Raw genomic sequence first — 23,938 nt, 5'->3', positions numbered from 1 at the left:
TAATCGAGCGTCACATCTGCGCTCTGGCCCTGCGCACCGCACGCCGTTTGGGCGTCGGGTCGGGATGAACCGCTACGAGAGCGAGGCCACCGGATCTGCGTAGATCACGCTGAGCGCCACCACAATTGCCGCGCCCTCGGGCACCGTGACCCCGAACAGGGACGGCGTGAGTTCCATCGGCCAGTCCGTCTTCGACGCGGCGTCGAACGCCGCCTGCACCGGCGCGAGGCCGTGGGGATGCGCGGCGAAGGCGTCGCCCGCGACGACGACCGAATCCGGATTGAGCGCATCACGGAACGTCGCGACAACCTCGCCGAGAATGCGTGCGCGTTCGTCGACGATCGGTGATGCGTCCGGCGAGATCCCCAATCGCCGCGCCGCCCGCAACGTCGGCTCGCTGCCGATGACGTCGGATAGCGTCGCGGCTCGCCCAGGACACAGCACCGGGGCGTCGACCCTCACATGCGCGATGCTGCCCGCACCCCGTGCGGGGATGTGGACGCGCCCGTTGAGCGTCATGGCCATGCCGGTGGTCTCGCGCGCATAGAAGAACAGGCCGGACGCGGCGTCGACGATCGTCTGCCCGAGCAGCAGTTCGGCGGCCGCCATGGCCTCGACATGTTCGCAGACCGACACCGGCACACCCAGTGCGTCTGCCAGCGCCGGTCCGAGACGTGCGCGGTGCCACCCGAGTATCGGATGATCGACCGTGCCCGACGCCGCGTCGACCGAACCGCCGACGGCCGCCCCACCCCAGAGCAGGCGTCGACCCGAGAAGCGGTCGGCGAGTTCGCGAAGTTGTCCGCAGAGTTCGGCGAGGGCGGTGTCGGCGTCGCCGTGCGGGGTGAGGACCGCATGGCTGTAGAGGGGTCGCCCGCCCAGATCCACGATGGTTAAAAGGGTGCGCCGCGCTCCGATGTGCATGCCGGCAGCGCACAGCGTGTCGCGGTCGAGGGTGAGTGGATTCTTGGGGCGCCCGATGCTGCCGGGGCTGACGAGGTCTGGCCGCTCGGTGACCAAACCCTGACCCGCCAGGGCTGTGACCTGGCGGTTGATGGTTGCCGGGGACAACCCTGTGATGTCGGCCAGTCGGTCACGGGTGATCGGCGCACTGACCCGGATTGCGTGCAGCACGGCTGCAGCAGGCGTCGAGCCTATCTGCAATGTCGCCGGGACGACTCCACGCAACATGCGCTGAATGTAGCAGCGCACCGACGACTGACAGCAGCACCCCGCGCAGCGACGTCGGTCGGACGACTCGGACTCGATAAAGTGAAGCCCATGACCACACCTTCCGACGACCCGACCACGACCTCGCCCGACGTCGAGCCCCTCGCAGCGCACATCGACGGCGCGAAGGTCGCCGTGGTGACCGGAGCCAGCTCAGGTATCGGCGAGGCCATCGCGCGCACGCTCGCAGCGCAGGGCTACCACGTGGTCGTCGGTGCGCGTCGCGTCGACCGCATCACCGAGCTCGCGGCCGAAATCGGCGGCACCGGAAGGCAACTCGACATCACAGACGACGAGTCGGTCGCCCGATTCGTCGACGGTCTCGACCGCGTCGACCTGCTCGTCAACAACGCGGGAGGCGCGAAAGGACTCGACCCGGTCGCGACAGCAGACCTCGACGACTGGCGCTGGATGTGGGAGACCAACGTCCTCGGGACGCTGCGCGTCACCAAAGCCCTGCTGCCCGCGCTGGAGGCGTCGGGCGACGGACTGATCGTCACGATCACCTCAACCGCAGCGCTCGAGGTCTACGACAACGGCGCCGGCTACACCTCGGCGAAGCACGCAGAGGGCGTGCTTCACCGCACGCTGCGTTTCGAGTTGTTGGGCAAGCCGATTCGGCTCACCGAGATCTGCCCGGGGATGGTCGAGACCGACTTCTCGCTGGTACGTTTCGGCGGCGACAAAGACCGCGCCGACGCCGTCTACTCGGGAGTGACCCCGCTGACCGCGGGCGACATCGCCGAGGTCGTCGGATTCGTCGCCTCCCGGCCCGCGCACGTCGACCTCGACCAGATCGTCATCCGGCCACGCGATCAGGCGTCGTCGCGCCGCAACGTGCGTACCGGGTAGGACCGATCAGTCCGTCTCGGCTCAGTTGGGGGCGCCCACGGACGTCGGGGCGCCCTTGGGTGTGGCGGGGGCCGACGCCGTGCGCGGCTCACCCTTGATGGCCGACATCGACTTCCAGGTCGGCCAGTCGAAGATCCAGTCGAAGATGTCGCCGTCGGCCTCCGACAGGTCGATCCGCGTGCCGGTCACCTCGACGGGGTCGCCGTAGATCGCGGTGTTGAAGTACTGCTGCGCATTCTCGAGCGACAGGTTGATACACCCGTTGGTGACATTCGACGCGCCTTGCACGCCAACGGTTTGCGGGTTGGCATGGATGAACTCGCCGTTGTTGGAGATACGTACGGCCCATCGCTCGCGGATGTTGAAGTACCCGGCGGCCGGGTTGCTCATGTAGAAATCTTCGTGCTTCTCGCTGACCACATGGATGCCCGAGCGCGTGACGTTGCGGTCGACGTCGCCCTGACCGTAGCTACACGGCAGCGTCATCAGCGTCGCGCCATCGCGCACGACGACGATCTGGTGACTCGACGCCTCGGCCTTGACGATCTGCGAACGCCCGACCACGTAGTCGCTGGTGACGTCGGCCGCGCCGTAAGCGCCGTCGCCGTGGTCGAGCCCGTAGAGCTTGGCCGACATGTGGATCTTGGTGCCGGGAGCCATGTACTCCTTGGACCGCCAATGCACGCGCGAACCGTTGTCCTCGCCGAGCCATGCCCAGCTTCCCTCTGTGGGCGGCTCGGTGGTGAGCGTGAGCGCCTTCTCGACAGCCTCTTTGTTGTCGACCGTGCCGTCGAACTTCAGGATGAGCGGCGCCGCAATGCCGACTTCCTGACCGTCTGCGATGTTGACGACGACGTTGAGCTGCGTCTTCGGGTCCAGAGTGGTGAATTTGCCTTCTACCGGGCCGCTCATCCGGTCGAATCCGGTCGCACTGCCCTGCCACGTGTAGGTGGTGCCGTAACCGAGCGGCTCTGTGACCATGAATGTCGTGCGGTCGTCGGACATGGTGCCCGCGATGGCCTTGCCCGAGGGGTTGAGGAGCTTCACGTCGGGGTTGAGCACCCCGTCAACGGCCTTGACCTCGACCTTTGCGGTCGGATTCGGCGCAGCCTCATCGGTCAGCGACGGCGTGAACTCGACGCGGACCGTCGGCTTCTTGGGACCGCTCGCCGCCTGGGTGTCGTTCGACTTACCGCACGCCGCGAGCACAACTGCCGCAAGCGTCGCCAAACCGCCGGTGGCGAGCACCGTGCGGCGACTGGGCATTACATTCTCGGACATCGAATACACAATAGCGATCGCATATGTGTTAGTGCCGTCGAAGACCTGTGAGGAACCTTCGACTCACTTCGCTGCTTGGCCCCTTTTCGTCGACCACGCCTGACGCACAGGACCGAGGTGGGCGCGCTCGCCGTCATGGTCGAAGATCGACAAGATCTCGACCGCACCGTCGCGGGCCCGGATCGCATGCGGGATCATGGTTGCGAATTCGGCCGCCTGACCTGCAGGAACCAATATCACGCGGTCGCCGAGCCAGAGCTCGACGGTCCCCGAGAGCACCGTGAACCATTCGCGCCCGGGATGCACCCCGAGGTTCTTGGGGTCGACGGGCGCCCCCGGGACGATCCTCATCTTGGCGACCGACACCCCGCCCGGCGTGTCCGACCCGGAGAGCGGCCACACTGTCACGCCTTCGCTGTCGTGCGGCTGCGGCCGGATCACCACGTCCTCGTCGGACGCCGGCTCGACGAGTTGGTCGACGGACGTGCCGAGTGCGCGCGCGATGGCCACGATCTGGTCGAGGGCGACGCGTCGACCACCGGTCTCGATCCTGCTCAACGTGGACGGACTCATCTCGCAACGCGAGGCAAGCGAGTCGAGCGTCCAGCCCTTCGCGAGTCGGAGGCCGCGGATGCGCTGCCGGACGACGTCGTCGAGTTCTTGCTCCATACGCAAAATTGTATGCCTCAAGCGCACGAGCTGGCTAACCTCGGAGCCATGGGACACGATTCACACCCGCACGGGCACGGCCATGGACACCAGCACCAGCACGAGCACCAGGGCGAGGACATGGTCGAGATGCTCGAACTCGACGCCGCCGTCATGGGCGCATACCTCGACACAGCAACCGGCCACATCCGCGCGACGCTAGGGCGTGAGCCGTCGGTGATCGTCGACGTAGGCGCAGGCACGGGCGTCGGGGTTCGCGCCCTCGTACGCGCATTTCCGACCGCGGAGATCATCGGCGTCGACGCTTCTCCCGAGATGACCGCCCACATCGACGCGGCGGGCCACCCGAGCGTGCGTACCGCGATCGCCGACCTCGACGACGGCTGGCCGGCAGCGCTCCCCGACGCCGACGTCATCTGGGCGTCGTCGTCTCTGCATCACATCGCCGACCCCGACTCCTTCTTACGCACGGCGGCAGCACATCTGAAGCCGGGTGGGGTTCTCGCCATCATCGAGATGACTTCTCCCCCAATGTTTTTGCCGAGCGGCAACCCGCTCGAAGAGCGCATCGCCGCGGCGATGAGTGCACAGGAGATGGACCCGTTCGCGGACTGGACGCAGGCGTTTTCACAGGCGGATCTCGACGTCGTCGAGGGCCTCGACCTGTCTGTGGAGATCTCCGAGATCACGCCGACGGTGCTCCGGTACGGCACGTCGTGGCTGTCGCGGATACGAGCAGGCCTGGCCGACGACCTGACCGCCGACGACCTCGCCGCCATCGATGCACTCGTGGACGACGAGTCGCCGTCGTCACTCGCTCGGCGCACCGACCTGAACGTCCGCAGCGGCCGCAGGATGTGGATCACCAAGCCGCACAGCACAACTGACACAACTCTCTGAGAACGGAGGCACTGTCATGCCACAGACATCGGCTGTCACGTATGACGCGCTCGTGATCGGCGGTGGCGCAGCAGGTTTGGCTGCCGCCGTCGCGCTGGCCCGGTCCTTACGCTCGGTCGCGGTCATCGACGCGGGCAAGCCCCGCAACGCGCCCGCCGAGGGAGCACACAACCTCCTCGGCCGCGAGGGAATCTCGCCGTTGCAGCTCGTCGCCATCGGTCGCGAAGAAGCGCAATCCTATGGCGCACAGATCATCTCGGGAGAGGTACAGTCGGTCACGCGCACAGAATTCGACCGCGCAGAGCCCTACAGAGACACCACCTTCGACGCAACTCTGACCGATGGAACGACGCTGTGCGCCCGCCGATTGCTGCTGGCATCCGGACTGGTAGACGAACTACCCGACATCGCGGGCATCGAATCACTATGGGGCACAGACGTGTTGCACTGCCCCTTCTGCCACGGGTACGAGGTTCGTGGAAGGCGTATCGGAATCCTCGGTACGGGACCGGCCACGCTGCATCAGACACTGTTGTTCAGGCAGCTGAGTCCGCACATCACGGTGATCGATCACGGCATGCCGCAGCTGTCCGACGACGACCGCGCGATGTTCGACGCACTCGGCGTCGAGCACGCCGCAGGGCCGGTGGCCCGGCTGGACACGGATACATCGGGACGTCTTCGCGCCGCGGTCTTTGCCGACGGCAGCGAAGTGGAACTCGACGCGCTGGTCGTCGCACCGCGTTTCGTCGCGAGAACCGCACTGTACGAGTCGTTGGGCGGCGAACCGACCGCGACGCCGACGGGTGTGTTCATTCCGACGGAGATGGGCGGTCGGACCCCACTCGCGGGCGTGTGGGCCGCGGGGAACTGCGCAGATCCGATGGCCATGGTCGGCGCAGCGGCCGCAGCGGGCACGCAGGCCGGCGCGATGATCAACGCCGACCTCGCCATGACCGATGCACGTAGGACAGTCGGCAGCGCAGCCGCGTAGTCGTCGATCGTGTGGGAGTCGTTCGCCGATTCAGCGCAGCACGCGCTCGGCTGACCGGAGGATGTGTGTCGTATTGAAGGATGTGTGTGCTGCAGCACCCAATTCCTTCGATACGGCACACATTTACTCACGCAGGCCGGCCGCAGGCTCCAGAACGCTACTCGGGGAAGCCGTCGAGCACCGCGCGGCTGCCGGACAGTCCGAGCCTGCTGGCCCCGGCCTCGATGAGTTCTGCCGCGAAGTCGGCGGTGCGGATGCCCCCGCTGGCCTTGACGCCGACCGTCGGGCCGACGGTGTCACGCATGATGCGCACCGCTTCGATCGACGCGCCGCCCGCCGGATGGAAACCCGTCGACGTCTTGACGAATCCTGCGCCTGCCGCCACTGCGCGACGGCACACCTCGGCGAGGGTCTCGGGGCCCGCCACGTCGAGGAGTACGGCCGACTCGACGATCACCTTGAGCACCGCCGCCTCACCGATCGCTTCGTGCACGGTCAGCACGTCGACGAATACCTCTTCGAAGCTGCCCGCGAGCGCTGCCCCGACGTCGATGACCATGTCGACCTCGTCGGCGCCGGAGTCGACGGCCAGCCGCGCCTCCGCAGCCTTGACCAGCGAGTGGTGCTTACCCGACGGAAAGCCCGCAACGACGCAGGACTTCTGAGCTCCCGTCGCGATCGGCAGCATCGACGGTGAGAGGCAGACGGCGTAGACGCCGAGGTCGGCAGCTTCGGCGACCGTCGCTTCGGCATCGGCGCGGGTGGCTTCTGGTTTGAGGAGTGTGTGGTCGACGATCGCGGCGACGTCGGCGCGCCTCAGGTCGGTGTTGGTCACATAGGCGAGCTTGGCACACTGAGTGGCGTGACCCTCGCAGACACCTCCAACCCAGACTCCTCCAGCCGAAGGTATGTGCTGACCCTCGGATGTCCGGACCGGACCGGTATCGTCGCGCGGATCTCGACGTTCCTCGCCGACGTCGGCGGCTGGATCACCGAGGCCGCATACCACTCCGACCCCGACACCGGCTGGTTCTTCACCCGCCAAGCCGTCCGCGCCGACTCCGTCTCGACCGGCGTCGACGAATTGCGCGAGCGCTTTGCCGAAGCCATCGCCGACTTCGGGCCGGACACCGTGTGGCGACTCACCGACAGCGGAGTGCAGAAGTCGGTGGTGCTGCTCGTCAGCAAGGAGGGGCACTGCCTCACCGATCTGCTCGGCCGCGCCGATCGGGGCGAACTACCCGCACGCGTCGAGGCCGTCGTCGGCAACCATCGTGACCTCGAGGGCCTCACGACGCGGTTCGGCGTGCCGTTCCATTACGTGCCGTTCCCCGCGGGCGACAAGCAGGGAGCGTTCGCGAAGGTGGCGTCGATCGTCGACGACCTCGACCCCGATGCCGTCGTCCTGGCGCGTTTCATGCAGATCGTGCCGCCGCAGCTGTGCGATCGGTGGGCAGGCAAGGCCATCAACATCCACCACAGCTTCCTGCCGAGCTTCGTCGGAGCGCGCCCCTACCATCAGGCGTTCGCGCGCGGTGTGAAACTCATCGGCGCGACGTGCCACTACGTCACCGCCGACCTCGACGCCGGGCCGATCATCGAGCAGGACGTCAGCCGCATCGACCACAACGACTCCGTGAACGACATGGTGCGTCAGGGCCGAGACATCGAAACGCTCGTTCTGTCACGCGGACTGCGCTGGCACCTCGAGGATCGCGTCCTCGTTCACGGGCGAAAGACCGTGGTGTTCAACTAGATTCGCGCACAGTCGGCTAAATAGTGCGCACAGTCGGCGGGATAGAGCGCACAGTCGACGGTCAGAAGTCGAACCCGCCGAAGTCGCCGCCACCGAAATCTCCGCCGCCGAAGTCGCCACCGGAATCGCCGCTGCCCCAGTCGCCGCCACCGTCGCCCGAGTCGCCGCCCCAATCGCCGGAGTCGCCGCCACCGTCGATGCCTGCCATGTCGGAGCCGTCGCCCGCACCGTTCTCGAATGCGGTGGCGTCGTAGGGCACTCCGTGCATACCCGAGAACAGCGTCGAGAAGAGCAGCATGGAGCCGACGCCCCAGGCACCTGCCACCAGAGCAGGCTTCCACCATGGTTCGGAGTACCACCCGGCAGGCACGGGTCGTCCGGCGACGCGGCCGCCCGGGTAGTAGTTCGGGGTCCGCGACGACGGGGCGGGTGAGGCCTCGACCTGGCGTCCGTCGAACTCGACGGTGCGGTCTTCGGTCACCGCGCCCGCGCTGCGCTGGCCGTCGAGCTCAGGAATCGCCGGACCGGGGTCCATGTTCATCGCGGTGCGCGCGGCGCGGATGTAGTAGAGCCCCTCGATCGCGGTCTGCTTCGCGAGGCGGGCCTGCGCGGGTGAGTTGGCCTGATCGATCTGCGAGCCTGCCGCCGTGTAGCGCTCCCCGGCATCGGCGAGCGCCTGCTTCGACGCAGGTGAGTCGCCGACCAGCATGTACACCTGGCCGCCGAGACGTTCGATGACCTGTCGGGCATCGGCCTTGGCGTCGTCGAGGCTGCGGGCTTTGCTCGCGCCAGAACGCTGCTGCGACACCACCACCACCCCAACAACGAGGACGACGACAATGATGATCAAGAGCAGCGCGGTCATGTTCTCCTCCAACACGGGGGCGAGTGGACATCGTGGCAGAAAATCGGACATCCCCCTTCGAGGGTACCGATGCCGCGCGAGTCCGGCCTGCGACAACGTCGTCGACTGGCCCGGTTGGCCAGGGATTGGTCCCGGATCGGTCGCGGAAGATCACATGACGTTGCAGCCGCCCGAGTTCTCGTTGCCGCCCGTGGCGGAACTGGTCAGCGTGAGGTTGTCGCCGTCGACAGCGAAGTCGACGCCGTCGTTGGTCACCTTGAGGTTCTTGACGTTCACCTGATCGAAGAACGGGCCGAACATCGACTTGGACACACCGTCGACGATCTGCTGGGCGTAGTCGGAGGGGATGCCGAAGACGAAGGCGTTGGCCTTGACGACCTCGAACTTGATGTGACCGTTCTCTGTCGTGGGTTTGATCGTCGCGCTCACCGGGATCGGGATGAATCCCAGGTTGAACGACGTACTGACGTCGACGGTGCCGTCTGCCTCGTTGCCGGTGATCGACTCGATGTTCGCGCCCGAGACGATCCCACCGGCACCACTCTGATCGGTTCCGGTGCCGTTCGTGCCGGTGCCGCCTGTGCCCGTGCCCGTGCCGTTCCCGCCGGTCTCCTGCTTACCGAGTTCGACGACCCGAGAGAACGGGACGTATCCGTTGCCGTCGAGCGAGCCGACGGTGGTCTTGTCGCCATCGGCGTCGATCCGGTCCGCGCGGATGTGCAACCTGGTCGCGCCCGAGTCGTTCGCGGTGTCGACCTGCACCCAGGGGATCTCACTTCCCGTGGCCTGCAGCAGCATCGGCTTCTTGCTGAGCGAGACGCTCGTCGGCACCCCGGTGAGGCTGCTGAACTGCTGTTCGAGACAGTCGGTCACCCGCTTACGCAGGATCAGCTCCGACGCCACCGCGCCGATCACGAGCACCAGGACGAGCGCAGCCGCAGTGATGCCGATGATCTTGGCGGTGCGACGCCGACGCACAGGTGACGTAAGGACCGGCTCGCCTGCGGGGTCGGCCGGATCGATGACAGTCGTCGCCGTCCCCTGCTCGAATGACCGGGTACCACCGTCGGTCGCCGAGTACGCCCGCGGTCCGGGCTCGGTCGGTGCCGCGGCGAACTGCTCGGTCGGGGCGTGATAGGCGGGAGCGTGATCGGTTGGCGCGTCATCAGATGACGCGTGATGAGCTGACGGTTGATCAGTTGATGAGGCCCCACCGGTCGTCGACGACGAAGTCGAGTCGGCCACCGGCGCCCATTCGCTGTCGGGGGTTGCCGATGGGTCGGCGTCGCCTGGCCGCGCCTGGGGTTCCTTCTCGTTGTCGGTCATGGTCAGAGCACCTCCGGTCCGTGGTCGTCGATCTGTGGCGCGCAAGCTCGGTGGTGATGGCTTGGGCCGAGATCGGTCAGATGGATTTCCGGTTGGCGAGGACGGCGATGCGCGTCCGTGCCGTCTCCACCGCCGCTAGGTCGATGTCGTGAGCCCGGACACATTTTCCGGACCCGTACGCGGCGACCACCGTACCCAAGGGATCTGTGATTTGGCTGTGGCCTACACCGGTTGGTGTACTGCCCCGCGCAAGGTCCGGATCCTCGGGTTCTGCCTGCCCGACCGCGACCACGTAGCACGAAGAATCGAGTGCCCTCGCCGTCGCGAGCACTTCCCACTGCGCGACCTTCCCCGGCCCCGCACCCCATGACGCGGGCACCGCGATGACTTGCGCGCCGCGCTCGGCAAGGGTTGTGAACAGGTCGGGGAATCGGATGTCGTAGCAGGTGGCGACGCCGACCGCGGTGCCTGCGACGTCGACGATCACCGGTTTGTCGCCGGCGGCCACGGTCCGGGACTCGAGAAACCCGAATGCGTCGTAGAGGTGGATCTTGTCGTACGACTCCCGACGACCATCGGGATGCGCGATCAGCAGGGTGTTGAACACCCGGCCGTCGTCGGCGGGGGTGAACATGCCCGCGATGATCGCGATCTGCTGGTCGACGGCGATCTGCGAGACCCGCGAGGCCCACGGCCAGTCGAGCGGTTCGGCGATCGGGCCCAGCGGAACCCCGAACCGGCACATCGTCGCCTCCGGGAACACGACGAGGTCGGCTCCGTCGGCAGCGGCCCGCGCCGCGGCGTCGGCTACGACGACGAGATTGGCGCCCGGGTCATCGCTGGAGTTGATCTGTGCCATTGCGATGCGCATGTGGCAAGCGTAGTTGCCGGCCCCGACCGTCGAGACTGTCTCGGCTAGCTCGTCGGTGCAACGACGGACCACGGAACCGTCAGCACGTTGTCGACGCTGCGTCTACGGACCGGCTCGACCGGAACACCCGACTCGGACAAGAGCCGTAGCGTCTCGCGCCACCGCGCACGCGGCCCGAACGCGGCGTGCGGAGCGGCGATATCCCAGCACCGGTCGGCGGCGACGAGCAGATCGTGCACGGGCTCGCCGGGCACGTTGCGGTGGATGAGCGCCTTGGGTAGTCGTTCGGCGACCTCCGACGGTCGGCTCGTGTGCGCGGGAGCCCAGCTCAGGGTGAGGCTGCGGGGGCCGTCGGCGTCGAGCAAGACCCACGTGCAGCGTCGACCGAGTTCATCGCAGGTGCCCTCGACGATCACGCCGCTCGGCCCGAGCCGATTCATCAACCGACGCCATGCGGGCCACACCTCGTCTTCGTCGTACTGCCTCAGCACGTTGAACGCTCGGACGACCTGCGGTCGCAGTCCCGCGAGTTCGAAACCGCCGAGACCGAAACGCACGCCGTCACGAGGTTCGACGACGCGCTCGGGATCGATCTCGAGACCCACCATCTCCAGATCGGGCGCCACGGCTCGTAGCCGCTGCGCCATCTCGACGGTGGTGTCGGGTCGCGCTCCGTAGCCGAGGTCGACGACGAGCGGTGCGCTCACCTCGTCGAGCGCGGCGAGGACCGACGGATCGGTCGCCATCCAACGGTCGACGCGGCGCAGACGGTTGATGTTCGTCGTGCCGCGGGTGATTCGGCCGGTCGGCTTGTCGGAGCCGCGCTGGGGCAACGCGCTAGAGGTTCTTCGTGATCCAGTCTGCGGCGTACTCGGCCTCGGCGCGGAACAGGTCGACGAGGTTGACCAGCATCAGCTGCTCGAGCTTGCCGTTGACGAACGGGATGTACACCTTGACCTCGGTGGTCTTGCGGATCGTGCAGCCCGTCTCGGTGGGAAACAGTTCCTGCCAGCCGTTGAGGCTGCCGGGACCGGCGGGAATCGACGCGTTGTAGTCGCCCTTGGTGTTGTCGGGGTCGAACGGACCGAACGACTCCTCGCGGGTGATGACCATGTCCTTCATCAGCACTGTCTGCGCCAGTGCCGGGAGCTGATCACGTCCGATGGTCTGCTTGAGGACAACACTCATGCCGGTCTCGTCGGATCGGAAATCCTCGACCTCGCAGTGCGGCGAGATCATCTGGAACCCCGCCATCATGTCGTCCCAGTACTGCTTTGTGCTCTGCGCTTCGTAGAGCTTCTCCACGGGGTGCGAGTAGCGCGCTGAGTAACTAAGCCGTCGTGCCATGGGTTTCAGGCTAACCGAGCACGGTACGGCCATCAAAAACTGGGACCGGCGCCGACCTGCCCGCACCGTGCTGACTCGACGTCGAGCTCAGTGGTTGGACTGCTCCCAGGTGACGGTCTCGTCGTGCTCGGCGTCGAGCAACTTGGTCAGCTCGTCGATGACGGCCTTCTCGATCTTGCTGCCGACGAATGGGATCGAGACGGTTGCGCTGCCGCTGTACTGCATCGACGCGGGATCGCCTGTGACCGACACCGTGGCCTCGACCGTCGCGGGTGCGCCGGTGACCGACGCGGTCATGGTCCCGCTGATGGTCTCGCCGTTGCGGGTGAACACGTTGCGGCGTGGGATCTCCAGGTCGCCGGGGCGAACCTTGGTGATCATCGACGGCAGTTTGTCCTCGGGGATGCCCTGCTTCATCTCGACGGTCACGGTGTCGCCGTCGAGGGAGAACGACTCGAGCACGCCGTGACTCGAGTTGATGATCTGGAGCAGATCACGCCAGTACTGCTCGTTGGTGATGATCTCCCAGTACCGCGCGGTGGAGAACGTGTAGGTCACGGTGTGATTCAGCGTGCTCGCCATGACTGAGGAGACTACCCGAGCCGCCGTGCACCATCGGCCACGACAGCGCCCGCTCGGTTACCGTTACACCGTGATCGACAACCCCTCCGCCCTGCAGTCCGCGCCGCTCGCCGATCTGACCACGTTGCGGGTCGGCGGCCCGGCGCACGCGATCGTGCACTGCCCGGATACTCGCAGCGTCGTCGAGGAGATCACCGCGCTCGACGCCGAGTCCGAACGGGTCCTCATCATCGGCGGCGGATCGAATCTGTTGATCTCCGACGACGGATTCGAGGGCACCGCCGTCGTGATCGAGAGCGGACACGTCGATTTCGGTACCGGACGCGAATCGGGCCGCGCGCACGTGACCGCCGACGCCGGGGTGGCGTGGGACGCTCTCGTCGAAGCAACGATCGACGCGGGATTCGGTGGGCTGGAATGTCTTTCGGGAATCCCGGGCGCTGCGGGCGCCACACCGGTACAGAACGTCGGCGCGTACGGGGTCGAGGTCGCCGACATCTTGCGAAGCGTGCAGGTGCTCGACAGGCGAGCTCGAACGCTGCGCTGGGTGTCGCCTGGCGAACTCGGACTGGGCTATCGGACGAGCAACTTGAAGTACCGCGACGATTTCGTCGTCGTCGCCGTCTCGTTCTGGCTCAACGACGATCGGCTCAGCGCACCGCTGCGCTACCGCGACCTCGCCGACCGGCTCGACGTCGCGCGGGATTCACGAGTCGACGCGTCGCTTGTTCGCGACACGGTCCTCGGACTGCGCCGCAGCAAGGGCATGGTGCTCGACGCCGACGATCACGACACCTGGAGTGCCGGTTCGTTTTTCACCAACCCGATCATCGGATCCGACGACGCGCCTGCCGTCATTGCGCGCATCCGCGACCGCGTCGGCGCAGACATCTCGATGCCCTCGTTCCCCGTCACCGATGGGGTCAAACTCTCGGCGGGCTGGCTGATCGAACGCGCGGGTTACGCCAAGGGCTACCCGGGACCGGCCTCCCCCGCGCGCCTGTCGACCAAACACACACTGGCAGTGACCAATCGGGGCGGCGCGACCGCCGACGAACTCCTCGACCTCGCGCGCGACGTACGCAATGGCGTGCGCGAGGCGTTCGGCGTCACGCTGCACCCCGAGCCGGTCCTGGTGAACTGCTCACTCTGACCGGGACGGCTCGATCAACACACCTCAGAGGTGAGCGGCCTGCACCTGCGTGCGCGACACCTCGCCGACGACGTCGTCGAGCAGCTCGTTGACGCGCTGCGCCGCCTCGATCGTCGACATGTGCCCGACGCCGTCGAAGATGACCTGGTCGCGCAGAGAACCGTTGCGGCGCAAGATGTCTGCCATCTCATCGGCGTGTCGGCGAGGGGTGAGTCGGTCGTCGGTGCCCACGATCACGGTTGTCGGAACACTCAGGGCCTCGAGTCCGGCCTCGACGTCGAGGCGGCCCATCGCCGCACCCCAGCGCCCACGCGCGCGAGGCGGACACGCCATGATCATCGTGTCGACGAACTCCACATGCGATGCGCGCGCCGCCGAGCCGAGCGTCACGTACTGGGAAACGCGAGAAGTGAACTGGCCGTGCGGCAATGGCGTCGACGCACTGGTGACGAGCCGACTGACCGCGGGCACGAACGGCCTGCTGTATCGCGGCAGCCCCTCGGGGATGAGCAGATGGTTCTGCATCACGCCGCGCGCCGCCGTTGACGCGAGCACCACCGCCGACACCGTCGTCGACACCTTCTCCGGGTGCTGCTTGGCCCACGACATGATGGTCATGCCACCCATGCTGTGGCCGATGAGGATCGCCTTGCGGCCGGGCGGGACAACCGCACCGAGCACGGCGTCGAGGTCGTGACCAAGGGTGTCGACGGTTGGTCTGCGGCGTCCGAGTTCGCTGAGCCCGTGCCCGCGCTGGTCGTACGCGACGACGGTCCGCTCACCCGCGAAGTGGTTGATCTGCGGATTCCAGTAGTGGGTGTTGCAGGTCCACCCGTGTACCGCGACGATCACGTCGCCGGTGTCGGCCGCACCCGGATCGGGCCCGTACAACTCGACGTTCAGCCTGGTTCCGTCGATGCTCTCCACGCTGCGCTGCACTCGAGGTGCCGTCGGGTCGGCCAGCAGGTCGTCGGGTCCATCGTCGAGGGCCGGAGCCGACGCCATCACGCCGCGCGCGATTCCAGCGAGGTTGGTGCCTGCGCCGACGGCCACTCCGCCGAGGCCGAGCGCTGCGGCGCCGAGCGCCCAGTTCCGAGTCTTCATACGTCTCCACTCCGCCCCGTGTGGTGCTCGCTACTCGCGAATGACATCTTCCGATGTAACACTACCCGTTGTCAGATTCGACGGCGATGGCTCATAGGTCGACGCCTCGGCCGGTTCCCCGTCAGTGTCTGCCTCGGGCCCGCCTGACGCGGCGTCGAAGTAGGTCGACGCCTCGCCGATGGCCTTGGAGATCTCGTCGTCGAGGGCTTTGCGGAACGTGGTCTCGACGATGTCGTGGGCCATCGGTCGGACCGTCTGGATGAGTTCGGCCATCTTGCTGACGTTGGCCTCGCCGAGTTCTGGCAGCTTCTCGTCGAAGTACTTGTCGGTGATGATCGAGACGAAACTGCGCGCCGCGTCTTCGAGGTCGTCTTGCACACGGACGAACCGATCGAGCAGGACATCGATGTCGATGCCGCTCTTGACCAGAACTTCGGCACCCTCGAGGACCTCGGGATTCTTGATTGCGTAGTGGGCGCCGTCCTTGACCAACAGACCGAGTTTCTGGCCGAGCGCGATCGATTTGTCCGAGGCATTGAGCGTCTTGCGCAGTTCGGTGATCGTGATGGTCGCGGCGCGTTTGAAGTTTCGGAAGCGGCCGCCCTTGGGCTCGCCGCGCAGCACGTGCTCGACCTTCATCCCGTAGTGGGCGGCATGCAGGAGTTCACTGATCGTCGCGAAGGTGTAGCCACGCTCGAGCATGCGGGAGATCAGGTTGAGGCGGACCAGATGCTCTTCGGAGTACCAACCGGTGCGGCCGCGGATCGTCGGAGGCGGGAGCAGTCCGCGGTCCTGATACACGCGGATGTTGCGAACACTGACTCCCGACGCGTCCGCGAGCTCGTTGATCCGATACTCAGCCATGAATCAGAGTGTATTCGCCACCCATCGTGGCTCCCGCCACTCCCTGCAGGGGATCGACACGTAGCGATTCAGGCAGTTCGGGCCCCCAACGTCACTAGCGCCCGACCTTCCGAAACCAGGACTTCCCTTGAATCGAGTCGACGCGGGGCCGCACATCGACGATGTACACCAGGACGGCCACGACGCCGATCAGATAGAACAGCGACGGCGCCTGAAAGAACCAGATGAACACCGTTGCAGCGGCAAGGATCGCCACCCAGATGACCTTCTTCTGCCGATCGACGGCAGGGAAGGCGTCGGAGCGCTGGATCGACGCGTGGATCAGCGACACGATCGCCGCAACACCTGCGACGACGGTCAGCACCCACAGGATCAGGTTTTGGCCCGCAGCCATGAAGCTCACAAAGTTCACGAATCACACTCTAGTCGTGCTTGCCGACGGTCGGGTCTGCGTCGTTCTCGCGGTTCTCGCGCTGGAAGGACTCGTAGATCTCCAGCAGCATCTGCTTCTGCCGTTCACTGATCGACGTGTCGATCAGCAGCGCATCACGGACGGGGCTCGCGGGGCGTTCCTCGAGGATGCCCGCGCGCACGTAGAGCACCTCGGCGGACACACGCAGTCCCTTGGCGATTTGCGCCAGGACATCCGCAGACGGTTTGCGCAGCCCGCGCTCGATCTGACTCAGATACGGATTCGACACTCCCGCACGGTCGGCAAGCTGACGCAGCGAGACCTCCGCTGCCACACGCTGTGAGCGGATGAACGAACCGATGTCCTGCGCCGCCGTCGCGACTACGTCCTGTGCCGCGTTGGCGACCGTCTCGACGGGGTTGCTCGAACCCTCATCCCCTGCCGCCTCGACAGCCTCGTCAACCGTCTGCTCGACGACCTCGCCCGCGTCGTCGGACCCGGTGTTCGCGTCGTCGTTCGATGGGATTGGTTTGCTCTGCACTGCTTCTCACTCCCGATACTCGCTGCCCCATGCCAGTATCGGGGTGCGTGCTAGCTCGTGCAAGCAGTCACGTCACCCGAAGATCAGAACCGACACCGTGTAGATCGCGAGTCCGGCCAGCGAACCGACCACGGTGCCGTTGATCCTGATGAACTGAAGATCGCGCCCCACCTGCAGTTCGATCTTCCGGCTGGTGTCGTCGGCATCCCAGCCCCGCACGGTCTCGGTGATCACGGAGATGATCTCGCGGGAGTAGTTCGTCGCGACGTGCTGAGCCACCCGAGCAACCCAGCCGTTCATCTTCTCCTGCAGCGGGCGGTCGTCGCGGATGCGCGTTCCGAGTCGGATGACGGCGTCGGTCAGGGTGTTGCGCAGCGTGCTGTTGGGGTCTTCGAGCATCTGCTCGATGACCGCCTTGCCGGTGTTCCATGCGGTCGACGCCGCGTCGGCGACCTCGGCACTACCGACGAGGTCGTGCTTGATGCCCTCGAAACGCTCGATCATCACGGGGTCGTGCTGGAGGTCGTGTGAGAACTGTTCGACGAACTGATGCATCGACCGTCGCATCTCGTGATCGGGATCGGTCTTGACCTTGTAGGTGAAGTCGACGAGTTCTCGGTAGATCTTGTCGCCGACGAGCGTCGAGACGAACTTCGGTTTCCACGACGGTCCGACGTCGCGGTCGACGACACGCTCAATGAGGTCCTGGCTTCCGACGGCCCAGTCGTAGGCGCGGTCGCAGAGCAACTGGAAGACCGGATCGAGCCGGTCCTCGTCGACGAGTTGTTCCAGAATTCGGCCGATCGGGGGCGCCCATTCCGGCTCTGCCGCCCATTTCAGCACGGCCTGGATGAACTGCTCGATGTCCTCGTCGCCGAGCATCTCCGAGGCCAGCTTGATCGCGCGTGCCGCCTCGTCGGAGATCCGCGGACGGTTCGCGGGATCGGCGAGCCACGTCGAGACTCTGCGCGGCATGTCGAGCTGTTCCGCACGTTCGACGACGACGGCGGGCGTCATGAAGTTCTCTTCGATGAACTCGCCGAGCTGGTCTCCGATCTCGTCCTTCTTCTTCCTGATCAGAGCCGTGTGCGGTACCGGAATGCCCAGCGGATGCTTGAACAGCGCGGTCACCGCGAACCAGTCGGCGAGTCCGCCGACCATGCCCGCTTCCGACGCCGCTCGCACGTAACCCACCCATGCCGCCACGTCGGCGCCGTCGCGATGCTCGAGGTAGCGCATGCAGAGGTAGACGATCGCGGCCACCACGAGGAAGCCGGTCGAGACCACTTTCATCTTGCGGAGGTCACGTCGGCGGCGCTGATCACCCGGTCCGTCGGCGGCACCGAATCCCGGCGACGACCCCTTCGCCCGCGCGGGCGTCTGCCCCGGTTGGCCGGATACGTCCGGAATCACTGTCGACACTCAATAAGTTCTACCCTCTCCCGGGGATTAGGCTGGCCGAGTGATACCCAACCGGCCAAGCCCTGCGGCCGCGGCACGTACTGCGCTTTCGGCTGCCGCACATGTGACACGCGGGGTCGAACAGGCCCTGTTGGGTGCGGTCACCGACGACGCGGTCAAGCCGGACGGTCGCAGACAGCGCTGGGAAAAGCACAAACAGGAACGCCGCAGCGAGTTGACCGACGGCACCATCGAGGCCGTGCGGGCACTCGGAGCCGACGCCGGCATGGACGAGATCGCCACGCACATCGGCGTCTCCAAGACCGTGCTCTACCGATACTTCAGCGACAAGAACGACCTCGGCACAGCGGTCACGGTGCGCTTCTTCGAGACAACGCTCCTCCCTCGATTGGCGGAGGCGATCTCCGACGACGCCGACGAGTACACCCTGACCAGAACCGTCATCGGCGTCTACGTGCGAGCCGTCGCCGACGATCCCGGCCTCTACCGCTTCGCCCTGACGAACTCTCCGACGTCGTCTGTCGGGACCGTCGAATCGGAACGTCTGGTCGCGCAGTTGCTCACCGCGACCATCGTCGCGCGGATGGAGGAGCGCGCCGCGGACACGTCGGGCGCCATGGTCTGGTCGCACGTTCTGGTTGGCGGCATGCAGCGCGCCGTCGACTGGTGGATGACCGACCGCGAGCTTCCCGTCGACGACCTGATCGACTACCTGACGATGATGGTCTGGAGTTCGGTCACCGGGATCGCACGCGTCAACGGATCACGCGAAGCGTTCATCGCCGACCCTCCCGTGCTGACACAACCGACGAGACCTGAGGAGGTCAGCTTCGATGGCTAAGAAGGCTGGATGGACGACGCCCGCGACCGAGTCGCTGCGGGCATCGACGCTCGGGCCGATCGCCGACTTCGATCCCGACTCGACCCCCGGCTTCGACGGCGACCGTGACCGCGGTGCGGAGTTGCTCACCGAGCGTGGGGAGGTGCTCGCCGACCTCCAGGAGTTGCTGTTCGCCAACGGCCGGTCGGGCGATCACCGATCGGTCCTGCTCGTGCTGCAGGGGATGGACACTGCGGGCAAGGGCGGGATCGTGCGTCACGTCGGCGGCCTCGTCGACCCACAGGGCTTGTCCATCAAGGGTTTCGGCAAGCCGACGCCCGAAGAGCTCGAACACGACTTCCTGTGGCGCATCCGCAAGGCCGTGCCGCCTGCGGGACGCATCGGCATCTTCGATCGCTCCCACTACGAGGACGTGCTGCCCGTGCGAGTGCACAACCTTGTGCCGCAATCGGAATGGGAAGGGCGCTACGCGACGATCAACGAGTTCGAGGACGACCTCGTCGCGACCGGAACGACCATCGTGAAGTGTGCGCTCGTCGTTTCCAAGGAGGAGCAGCGCACGCGTCTCGCCGAGCGCCTCGAACGGCCGGACAAATACTGGAAGTTCAATCCGGCCGACATCGACGAACGCCCGTTCTGGGACGACTACCTCGCGGCATACCAGGCGATCTTCGATCGCTGCGACTCCGACGCCGCACCCTGGTACGTGATTCCCGCGAACAAGAAGTGGTTCTCGCGCCTCGCGATCTGCGAACTGCTGATCTCCGCACTGCAAGGGCTCGACCTCGAATGGCCGAAGGCCGACTTCGACATCGAGGCCCAGAAGAAGCGGCTCGCCGAATCCGTCTGAGCGCGTTGGTTCTACGTCAGTTAGGTCGCGCAAGGTTCAGTCCCGCGTAGCCGATCCGGCGCCCGACTCGTCGCGGCGTCGAAGCACCGTGTGCGCCACGAGTCCGACGACGAGCGCCCAGAACGCTCCACCGATGCCCCAGAACGAGATTCCCGCGGCCGCGGTCACAAACGTGAGTGCGGCGGGAATCCGATACTCCTCCTGCGCCAGCGCACCGACGAGCGCCGAGGCGAAGGTGCCGAGTAGCGCCAGTCCCGCAACAGTTTCGAGCAGACCGTGCGGCGCGATCGCCGTGATCGTGACCAGCACCCCCGACAGTGCTGCGAGGATCAGGTACGACACGCCCGCCGAGATCCCGGCGATCCAGCGTCGAGAACGATCCGGTCCGGCCTCGTCACCTGCGGCGAGCGCTGCCGACAACGCCGCCAGATTGATCGCGTGGCCACCGAACGGCGCGCCGATGACCGTTCCGGTACCCGTGACGAACATCGAAGCCCGCCACGGGGTCTGGTAGCCGAACGACTTCAACACCGCAACGCCTGGCACGTTCTGCGATGCCATCGTGACCACGTAGAGCGGGATCGCGATCCCGACGATCGCCGAGGCGTCGAAATGCGGTGTGGTCCAAGTGATCTGCGGCCACCACTCGGTGTGCGCCGCGGAGTCGACGCCGTGCACCGCGAGATAGATTCCGATCACGACGAGTGCCGTGATCAGAGCGAGCGGCAACGCCCAGCGCGGCAACCAGCGAGTGGCACACAACCACACGACGAGAATCGGAATGGTCAGCAACGGTTGCACCGCAAGGGATTTGATCGGCGCCAGACAGAGGGTCAGCAGCACGCCCGCGAGCATCGCCTGTGCAATGGGAGTCGGAATTCTCGCTATGAGATCGCCGAGCGCCGGGATCAATCCCGTTGCGAGGACGAGAACTCCGACGACGAGAAATGCTCCGACGGCGGCTGGCCAGCCCGCGTGGTAGCTCGCGCCCATCGCCGCGAGGAGGGCTGCGCCCGGGGTCGACCATGCCAGGGTGATCGGCATCCGATAGCGCAGACACAGCACGATGATGCCGAGCGCGAACGTCACCGTCAGCGCCAACAGACCCGAGGCGGCTTGCGTCGACGACGCGCCGACAGCGCGGAGCCCGGAGACAACGACCACAAAGGACGAGGTGAAACCGACGAGCGCGGTGACGATGCCTGCGACGATCGGCTCGGTGTTCGACACCCGCTGCTGTGTGGTCACGATGCCAGCATAGCGGTATCGTTCTGTAAACAGAACACTCGGGAGCGGTGCCCACCGCGACCGACGAATGAAGCGGAAGGCAGGCACGTGGTCGACGGAGTTGTGAGCGACTCGAAGCGTGATGATCGACGACGAGACGTCGGTGAGCGGATCTCCGCGCTACGCATCGAACGCAACCTCAGCCTGTCCGCACTCGCCCGCGCCGCCGGGATCGGCAAGGGCTCACTCTCCGAACTCGAAGCGGGACAACGCAACCCCACCCTCGACACGCTCTATGCCGTGGCAGGCCCGCTCGGCGTGCCACTGACGGCACTCCTCGGCGAGGCGTCGGGAACCGAAGGCGACGGCACGCACCTCACCGCACGGTTACTCCAAGTCGAACATCACGACGACGGTTCGACGACGGAGGTCTTCTGGCTCCACGTCTCCTCCGGAGGAGTCCGACGCTCCCCCGCACACGGCGCAGGCGTCGTCGAACATGTCCGGGTGGCGCGCGGAAACCTGGTCGCTGGACCCGTAGGCGACGAAAAGCCCGCGGGCGCAGGCGAATCACTGCAATGGATCAGCGACCGCCCGCACACCTACAGCACCGACGACGACGTCCTCGCCGTACTCACCATCGACTCACCCGGCTAGCGGCCACGTGGATGGTCTCGTCAACGCAGAGCGTCCCGCGACTCGGACGCTGCACGATCGAATCATCGATCGTGAGGTCCGAGTACGCGGGACGCGAACTCTGCTACCCGAAATGGGTTAGCTGGTGCTCTTCTTGGCCGTGGTCGACTTCTTGGCGGTGGTCGACTTGGTCGCGGTGGTCGACTTTGCCGGAGCAGCCGTGGTGGTCCGCTTGGCGGCAATCTTCTTGGCGGGCGACGCATTTGCGGTGCGCGCCTTGCCCTCGACCGCGCCTGCGGCACCGTCGATCTTCGACGCTGCGGTCGCGCTACGGGCCTTGGCGGTCTTGCCGGCCTCGGTGACCGCTGCACTTGCCTCGTCGAGTTTCTCGTTCACCTCGAGGGCGGCCTCTTCGACCTTGCCGCTGAGATCGTCGACGGCGTCATCGAGGGCATCGCCCGCTTCGCCGACGCGGGTGCTGACCAGCGTGGCGAGCTTCGAAGCCTGCTCACCGACGGCGCGAGTCTGATGCGAGACCACGCCGAGTGCGTCCTCGGTCAGGTCGACGGCGTCGTTGTAGGTCTTCTCCGCGCGGGTCAGGCCCTCCTGCACGATCGGCTGCTGCCAGAGGCGGCCGACGGCCTCTTCGCCGCGCTCGGCGAGCGAGGTGTAGATGGTCGTGGCGAACTCGACGTAGCCGTCGGCAACCTTGCGCAGTTCCTCGGGCGACAGCTTGGTGCGCAGGTCGTCGATGGTCGACTCGATGGTGCCGGGGAGCTCCTCGGGCAGCGCGTTCAGGCGGCCGCGGGTCTCCTCGAAGCGGGTCTGAGCGGTCTCGCCCGCAGCCTCGGTGCGCTCCTTGATCTGCGTGACAGCGTCGCTCACCTGCTTGAGTGCAAGGTCTCCCGCGCCAACCACGGCATAGAACGGGCTGGGCAGATTGCGTTCGGTGGTGGTCATGGCGATCTCCTTAGTCATTGGTCACCAAAAAAGGTTGCGGCACAAGGCATATCGAGGAGGCAAACCACTTTGTCGCTTCTGCTCTCGATAGGTGCCGCACCAGCACTTGTAGTGGTTCCGTAAACCAGTATGCCACGTTTGCTAGCTATTGCAAGCAATCTGCTAGCACTAATTGTCGAATCGCTGTGATACCGCACACAGTCAGAATCGTGCCTGCTGGTCGTCGGCGTATTGATAAAAGCCACGCCCCGACTTCTTGCCGAGGTGTCCGGCCTCCACCATGCGCAACAGCAACGGCGTCGGTGCGTACAGCGCCTCTTTTGTCTCCGCATACATGCGGTCGGCGATCGCCGTGACGGTGTCGAGTCCGACCATGTCCGCAAGCCGCAGCGGACCCATGGGGTGCGCACAGCCGAGAACCATGCCTCGGTCGACGTCTTCGATGTCGGCAAATCCGTTCTCCACCAATCGAATTGCCGAGAGTAGGTACGGTACGAGCATCGCGTTCACCACAAACCCCGACCGATCGGCAGACGCGATGACCTGCTTGCCGAGCACCGCGTTGGCGAAAGACTCTGCGCGCGTGACGATGTCGGCACCCGTGTGCAGCGTTGACACCAATTCGACGAGCGGTAGCACCGGGACAGGATTGAAGAAGTGAAGGCCGACCACACGCGCGGGGTTCTGGGTCGCCATGCCCAGCGTGATGATCGGAATCGACGACGTGTTGGACGCCAGAACGGCACCGGGATCCGACACGGTCTTGTCGAGGACGGCGAAGAGCTCGGTCTTGACGGCCTCGTCCTCGACGACGGCCTCGCAGACGACGTGCCGGTCGGCGAAACCGTCGAGTTCGGTGGTGAATCGCAGTCGCAACGCCGCCTGTTCGCGTTCACGCTCGGTGAGCTTGCCGCTCGACACTCCCCGCTCGAGCGAGCGCAGTATCCGCGACCGGCCACCGGCGACGAGCTCACGCGTCGGTTCGTAGACCAGTACGTCTGCGTCCGACCGAGCACACACTTCGGCGATCCCCGCGCCCATCTGGCCCGCACCGACCACGCCGACACGCCATGCGTCCGCCACCACTGCCTCCATTCAGATCAACGCCGACCCGATCCACTCTGCCCATAACCTATGCGCGACAACGTATTTGGCGAGCACACGAGCAGCTCCGGTGCACGCCCGGAAGCCCCCAGATATGCCAACAGGCGGCCCGCAACGTAACGCTGCGAGCCGCCTGATGCGCAAAACCTCA

Annotated in this window: 26 protein-coding genes; 8 read left to right on the top strand and 18 right to left on the bottom strand. The window is 66.0% G+C overall.

Going from position 1 to position 23,938, the window contains the following annotated elements; genetic code table 11:
- Nucleotides 1-72: 72 nt before the first annotated feature.
- On the bottom strand, nucleotides 73-1,191 hold the full coding sequence (locus tag A5785_RS21645) for an ROK family transcriptional regulator (RefSeq protein ID WP_049697654.1): 1,119 nt from the start codon (nucleotides 1,189-1,191) through the stop codon (nucleotides 73-75).
- A gap of 90 nt (nucleotides 1,192-1,281) precedes the next feature.
- Here A5785_RS21645 and A5785_RS21640 point away from each other — a divergent pair, with 90 nt between their 5' ends.
- Nucleotides 1,282-2,082, top strand: coding sequence for an SDR family NAD(P)-dependent oxidoreductase (locus A5785_RS21640; RefSeq protein ID WP_231894123.1), 801 nt, complete (start codon nucleotides 1,282-1,284; stop codon nucleotides 2,080-2,082).
- A gap of 21 nt (nucleotides 2,083-2,103) precedes the next feature.
- On the opposite strand, the gene A5785_RS21635 is transcribed toward A5785_RS21640, so the two are convergent.
- Both A5785_RS21635 and A5785_RS21630 read right to left on the bottom strand, forming a co-directional pair.
- Nucleotides 2,104-3,348 carry a L,D-transpeptidase gene (locus A5785_RS21635; RefSeq protein ID WP_156525553.1) on the bottom strand — a complete coding sequence of 415 codons (1,245 nt, stop codon included), beginning with the start codon at nucleotides 3,346-3,348 and terminating at the stop codon, nucleotides 2,104-2,106.
- 78 nt (nucleotides 3,349-3,426) lie between these two features.
- The gene (locus tag A5785_RS21630; protein WP_064868934.1) at nucleotides 3,427-4,032 is read right to left on the bottom strand and encodes a helix-turn-helix domain-containing protein; all 606 of its coding nucleotides are present in this window, start codon (nucleotides 4,030-4,032) and stop codon (nucleotides 3,427-3,429) included.
- Nucleotides 4,033-4,080: 48 nt separating this feature from the next.
- On the opposite strand from A5785_RS21630, the gene A5785_RS21625 reads away from it, so the two are divergent.
- A complete protein-coding gene (locus A5785_RS21625; protein ID WP_231895497.1) occupies nucleotides 4,081-4,932 on the top strand; it encodes a class I SAM-dependent methyltransferase in 852 nt (283 codons plus the stop codon).
- Nucleotides 4,933-4,948: 16 nt separating this feature from the next.
- Complete coding sequence (locus A5785_RS21620; protein ID WP_064868941.1) at nucleotides 4,949-5,926, top strand: NAD(P)/FAD-dependent oxidoreductase; 978 nt, start codon at nucleotides 4,949-4,951, stop codon at nucleotides 5,924-5,926.
- A 157-nt stretch (nucleotides 5,927-6,083) separates the two neighbouring features.
- Here A5785_RS21620 and deoC read toward each other — a convergent pair whose 3' ends face one another.
- The gene (gene deoC / locus A5785_RS21615) at nucleotides 6,084-6,761 is read right to left on the bottom strand and encodes a deoxyribose-phosphate aldolase (protein ID WP_064868945.1); all 678 of its coding nucleotides are present in this window, start codon (nucleotides 6,759-6,761) and stop codon (nucleotides 6,084-6,086) included.
- Nucleotides 6,762-6,788: 27 nt separating this feature from the next.
- Between deoC and purU the strand changes: the two genes are divergently transcribed.
- The gene (gene purU, locus A5785_RS21610; protein ID WP_064869143.1) at nucleotides 6,789-7,682 is read left to right on the top strand and encodes a formyltetrahydrofolate deformylase; all 894 of its coding nucleotides are present in this window, start codon (nucleotides 6,789-6,791) and stop codon (nucleotides 7,680-7,682) included.
- A gap of 61 nt (nucleotides 7,683-7,743) precedes the next feature.
- On the opposite strand, the gene A5785_RS21605 is transcribed toward purU, so the two are convergent.
- The 6 genes from A5785_RS21605 to A5785_RS21580 form a co-directional block, all read right to left on the bottom strand.
- The gene (locus A5785_RS21605; protein ID WP_064868948.1) at nucleotides 7,744-8,547 is read right to left on the bottom strand and encodes a hypothetical protein; all 804 of its coding nucleotides are present in this window, start codon (nucleotides 8,545-8,547) and stop codon (nucleotides 7,744-7,746) included.
- A gap of 150 nt (nucleotides 8,548-8,697) precedes the next feature.
- Nucleotides 8,698-9,873, bottom strand: a complete 1,176-nt coding sequence (locus A5785_RS21600) for an LmeA family phospholipid-binding protein (protein WP_064868951.1) — start codon at nucleotides 9,871-9,873, stop codon at nucleotides 8,698-8,700.
- Nucleotides 9,874-9,949: 76 nt separating this feature from the next.
- Entirely contained in the window at nucleotides 9,950-10,744 is a 795-nt protein-coding gene (locus A5785_RS21595) for a carbon-nitrogen hydrolase family protein (protein ID WP_064869147.1), read from the bottom strand.
- Between the two features lie 44 nt (nucleotides 10,745-10,788).
- Nucleotides 10,789-11,490 carry a class I SAM-dependent methyltransferase gene (locus A5785_RS21590; protein ID WP_231894134.1) on the bottom strand — a complete coding sequence of 234 codons (702 nt, stop codon included), beginning with the start codon at nucleotides 11,488-11,490 and terminating at the stop codon, nucleotides 10,789-10,791.
- Nucleotides 11,491-11,581: 91 nt separating this feature from the next.
- Nucleotides 11,582-12,091, bottom strand: coding sequence for a DUF2505 domain-containing protein (locus A5785_RS21585; protein WP_005209386.1), 510 nt, complete (start codon nucleotides 12,089-12,091; stop codon nucleotides 11,582-11,584).
- 87 nt (nucleotides 12,092-12,178) lie between these two features.
- Entirely contained in the window at nucleotides 12,179-12,673 is a 495-nt protein-coding gene (locus tag A5785_RS21580; RefSeq protein WP_049697646.1) for a DUF2505 domain-containing protein, read from the bottom strand.
- Between the two features lie 70 nt (nucleotides 12,674-12,743).
- Here A5785_RS21580 and A5785_RS21575 point away from each other — a divergent pair, with 70 nt between their 5' ends.
- Entirely contained in the window at nucleotides 12,744-13,826 is a 1,083-nt protein-coding gene (locus A5785_RS21575) for a UDP-N-acetylmuramate dehydrogenase (protein ID WP_197494482.1), read from the top strand.
- 24 nt (nucleotides 13,827-13,850) lie between these two features.
- Here the strand turns inward: A5785_RS21575 and A5785_RS21570 are convergent, their stop codons facing one another.
- The 5 genes from A5785_RS21570 to A5785_RS21550 all read right to left on the bottom strand — a co-directional run bounded on the left by A5785_RS21570 (nucleotide 13,851) and on the right by A5785_RS21550 (nucleotide 18,160).
- On the bottom strand, nucleotides 13,851-14,930 hold the full coding sequence (locus A5785_RS21570; protein ID WP_064868955.1) for an alpha/beta fold hydrolase: 1,080 nt from the start codon (nucleotides 14,928-14,930) through the stop codon (nucleotides 13,851-13,853).
- Between the two features lie 30 nt (nucleotides 14,931-14,960).
- Complete coding sequence (locus A5785_RS21565) at nucleotides 14,961-15,794, bottom strand: MerR family transcriptional regulator (RefSeq protein ID WP_064868958.1); 834 nt, start codon at nucleotides 15,792-15,794, stop codon at nucleotides 14,961-14,963.
- A 94-nt stretch (nucleotides 15,795-15,888) separates the two neighbouring features.
- Nucleotides 15,889-16,206 carry a DUF2516 family protein gene (locus tag A5785_RS21560; RefSeq protein ID WP_064868961.1) on the bottom strand — a complete coding sequence of 106 codons (318 nt, stop codon included), beginning with the start codon at nucleotides 16,204-16,206 and terminating at the stop codon, nucleotides 15,889-15,891.
- Nucleotides 16,207-16,216: 10 nt separating this feature from the next.
- Nucleotides 16,217-16,747 carry a helix-turn-helix domain-containing protein gene (locus A5785_RS21555; RefSeq protein WP_064868964.1) on the bottom strand — a complete coding sequence of 177 codons (531 nt, stop codon included), beginning with the start codon at nucleotides 16,745-16,747 and terminating at the stop codon, nucleotides 16,217-16,219.
- Between the two features lie 72 nt (nucleotides 16,748-16,819).
- The gene (locus A5785_RS21550) at nucleotides 16,820-18,160 is read right to left on the bottom strand and encodes a DUF445 domain-containing protein (protein ID WP_152930014.1); all 1,341 of its coding nucleotides are present in this window, start codon (nucleotides 18,158-18,160) and stop codon (nucleotides 16,820-16,822) included.
- Nucleotides 18,161-18,212: 52 nt separating this feature from the next.
- On the opposite strand from A5785_RS21550, the gene A5785_RS21545 reads away from it, so the two are divergent.
- Nucleotides 18,213-19,010: a TetR/AcrR family transcriptional regulator gene (locus tag A5785_RS21545; protein ID WP_231894135.1), complete on the top strand. Its 798-nt coding sequence runs from the start codon at nucleotides 18,213-18,215 to the stop codon at nucleotides 19,008-19,010.
- A complete protein-coding gene (locus A5785_RS21540) occupies nucleotides 19,003-19,860 on the top strand; it encodes a polyphosphate kinase 2 family protein (RefSeq protein WP_064868966.1) in 858 nt (285 codons plus the stop codon). Before A5785_RS21545 ends, A5785_RS21540 begins: the two co-directional genes overlap by 8 nt.
- Before the next feature lie 36 nt (nucleotides 19,861-19,896).
- Here A5785_RS21540 and A5785_RS21535 read toward each other — a convergent pair whose 3' ends face one another.
- Nucleotides 19,897-21,108 (bottom strand): benzoate/H(+) symporter BenE family transporter, encoded by a 1,212-nt coding sequence (locus tag A5785_RS21535; RefSeq protein ID WP_064869149.1) that lies wholly within the window; start codon nucleotides 21,106-21,108, stop codon nucleotides 19,897-19,899.
- A gap of 102 nt (nucleotides 21,109-21,210) precedes the next feature.
- On the opposite strand from A5785_RS21535, the gene A5785_RS21530 reads away from it, so the two are divergent.
- Nucleotides 21,211-21,744, top strand: coding sequence for a helix-turn-helix domain-containing protein (locus A5785_RS21530; protein ID WP_065181035.1), 534 nt, complete (start codon nucleotides 21,211-21,213; stop codon nucleotides 21,742-21,744).
- 117 nt (nucleotides 21,745-21,861) lie between these two features.
- On the opposite strand, the gene A5785_RS21525 is transcribed toward A5785_RS21530, so the two are convergent.
- A complete protein-coding gene (locus A5785_RS21525) occupies nucleotides 21,862-22,683 on the bottom strand; it encodes a hypothetical protein (protein ID WP_049698014.1) in 822 nt (273 codons plus the stop codon).
- Nucleotides 22,684-22,884: 201 nt separating this feature from the next.
- Nucleotides 22,885-23,778, bottom strand: coding sequence for a 3-hydroxybutyryl-CoA dehydrogenase (locus tag A5785_RS21520; protein ID WP_064868969.1), 894 nt, complete (start codon nucleotides 23,776-23,778; stop codon nucleotides 22,885-22,887).
- Between the last annotated feature and the right edge of the window lie 160 nt (nucleotides 23,779-23,938).

This window comes from Gordonia sp. 852002-50395_SCH5434458 (assembly GCF_001665905.1).
GTDB classification, from domain to species: domain Bacteria; phylum Actinomycetota; class Actinomycetes; order Mycobacteriales; family Mycobacteriaceae; genus Gordonia; species Gordonia jacobaea.
This window is presented reverse-complemented; position numbering and strand designations above follow the sequence as displayed.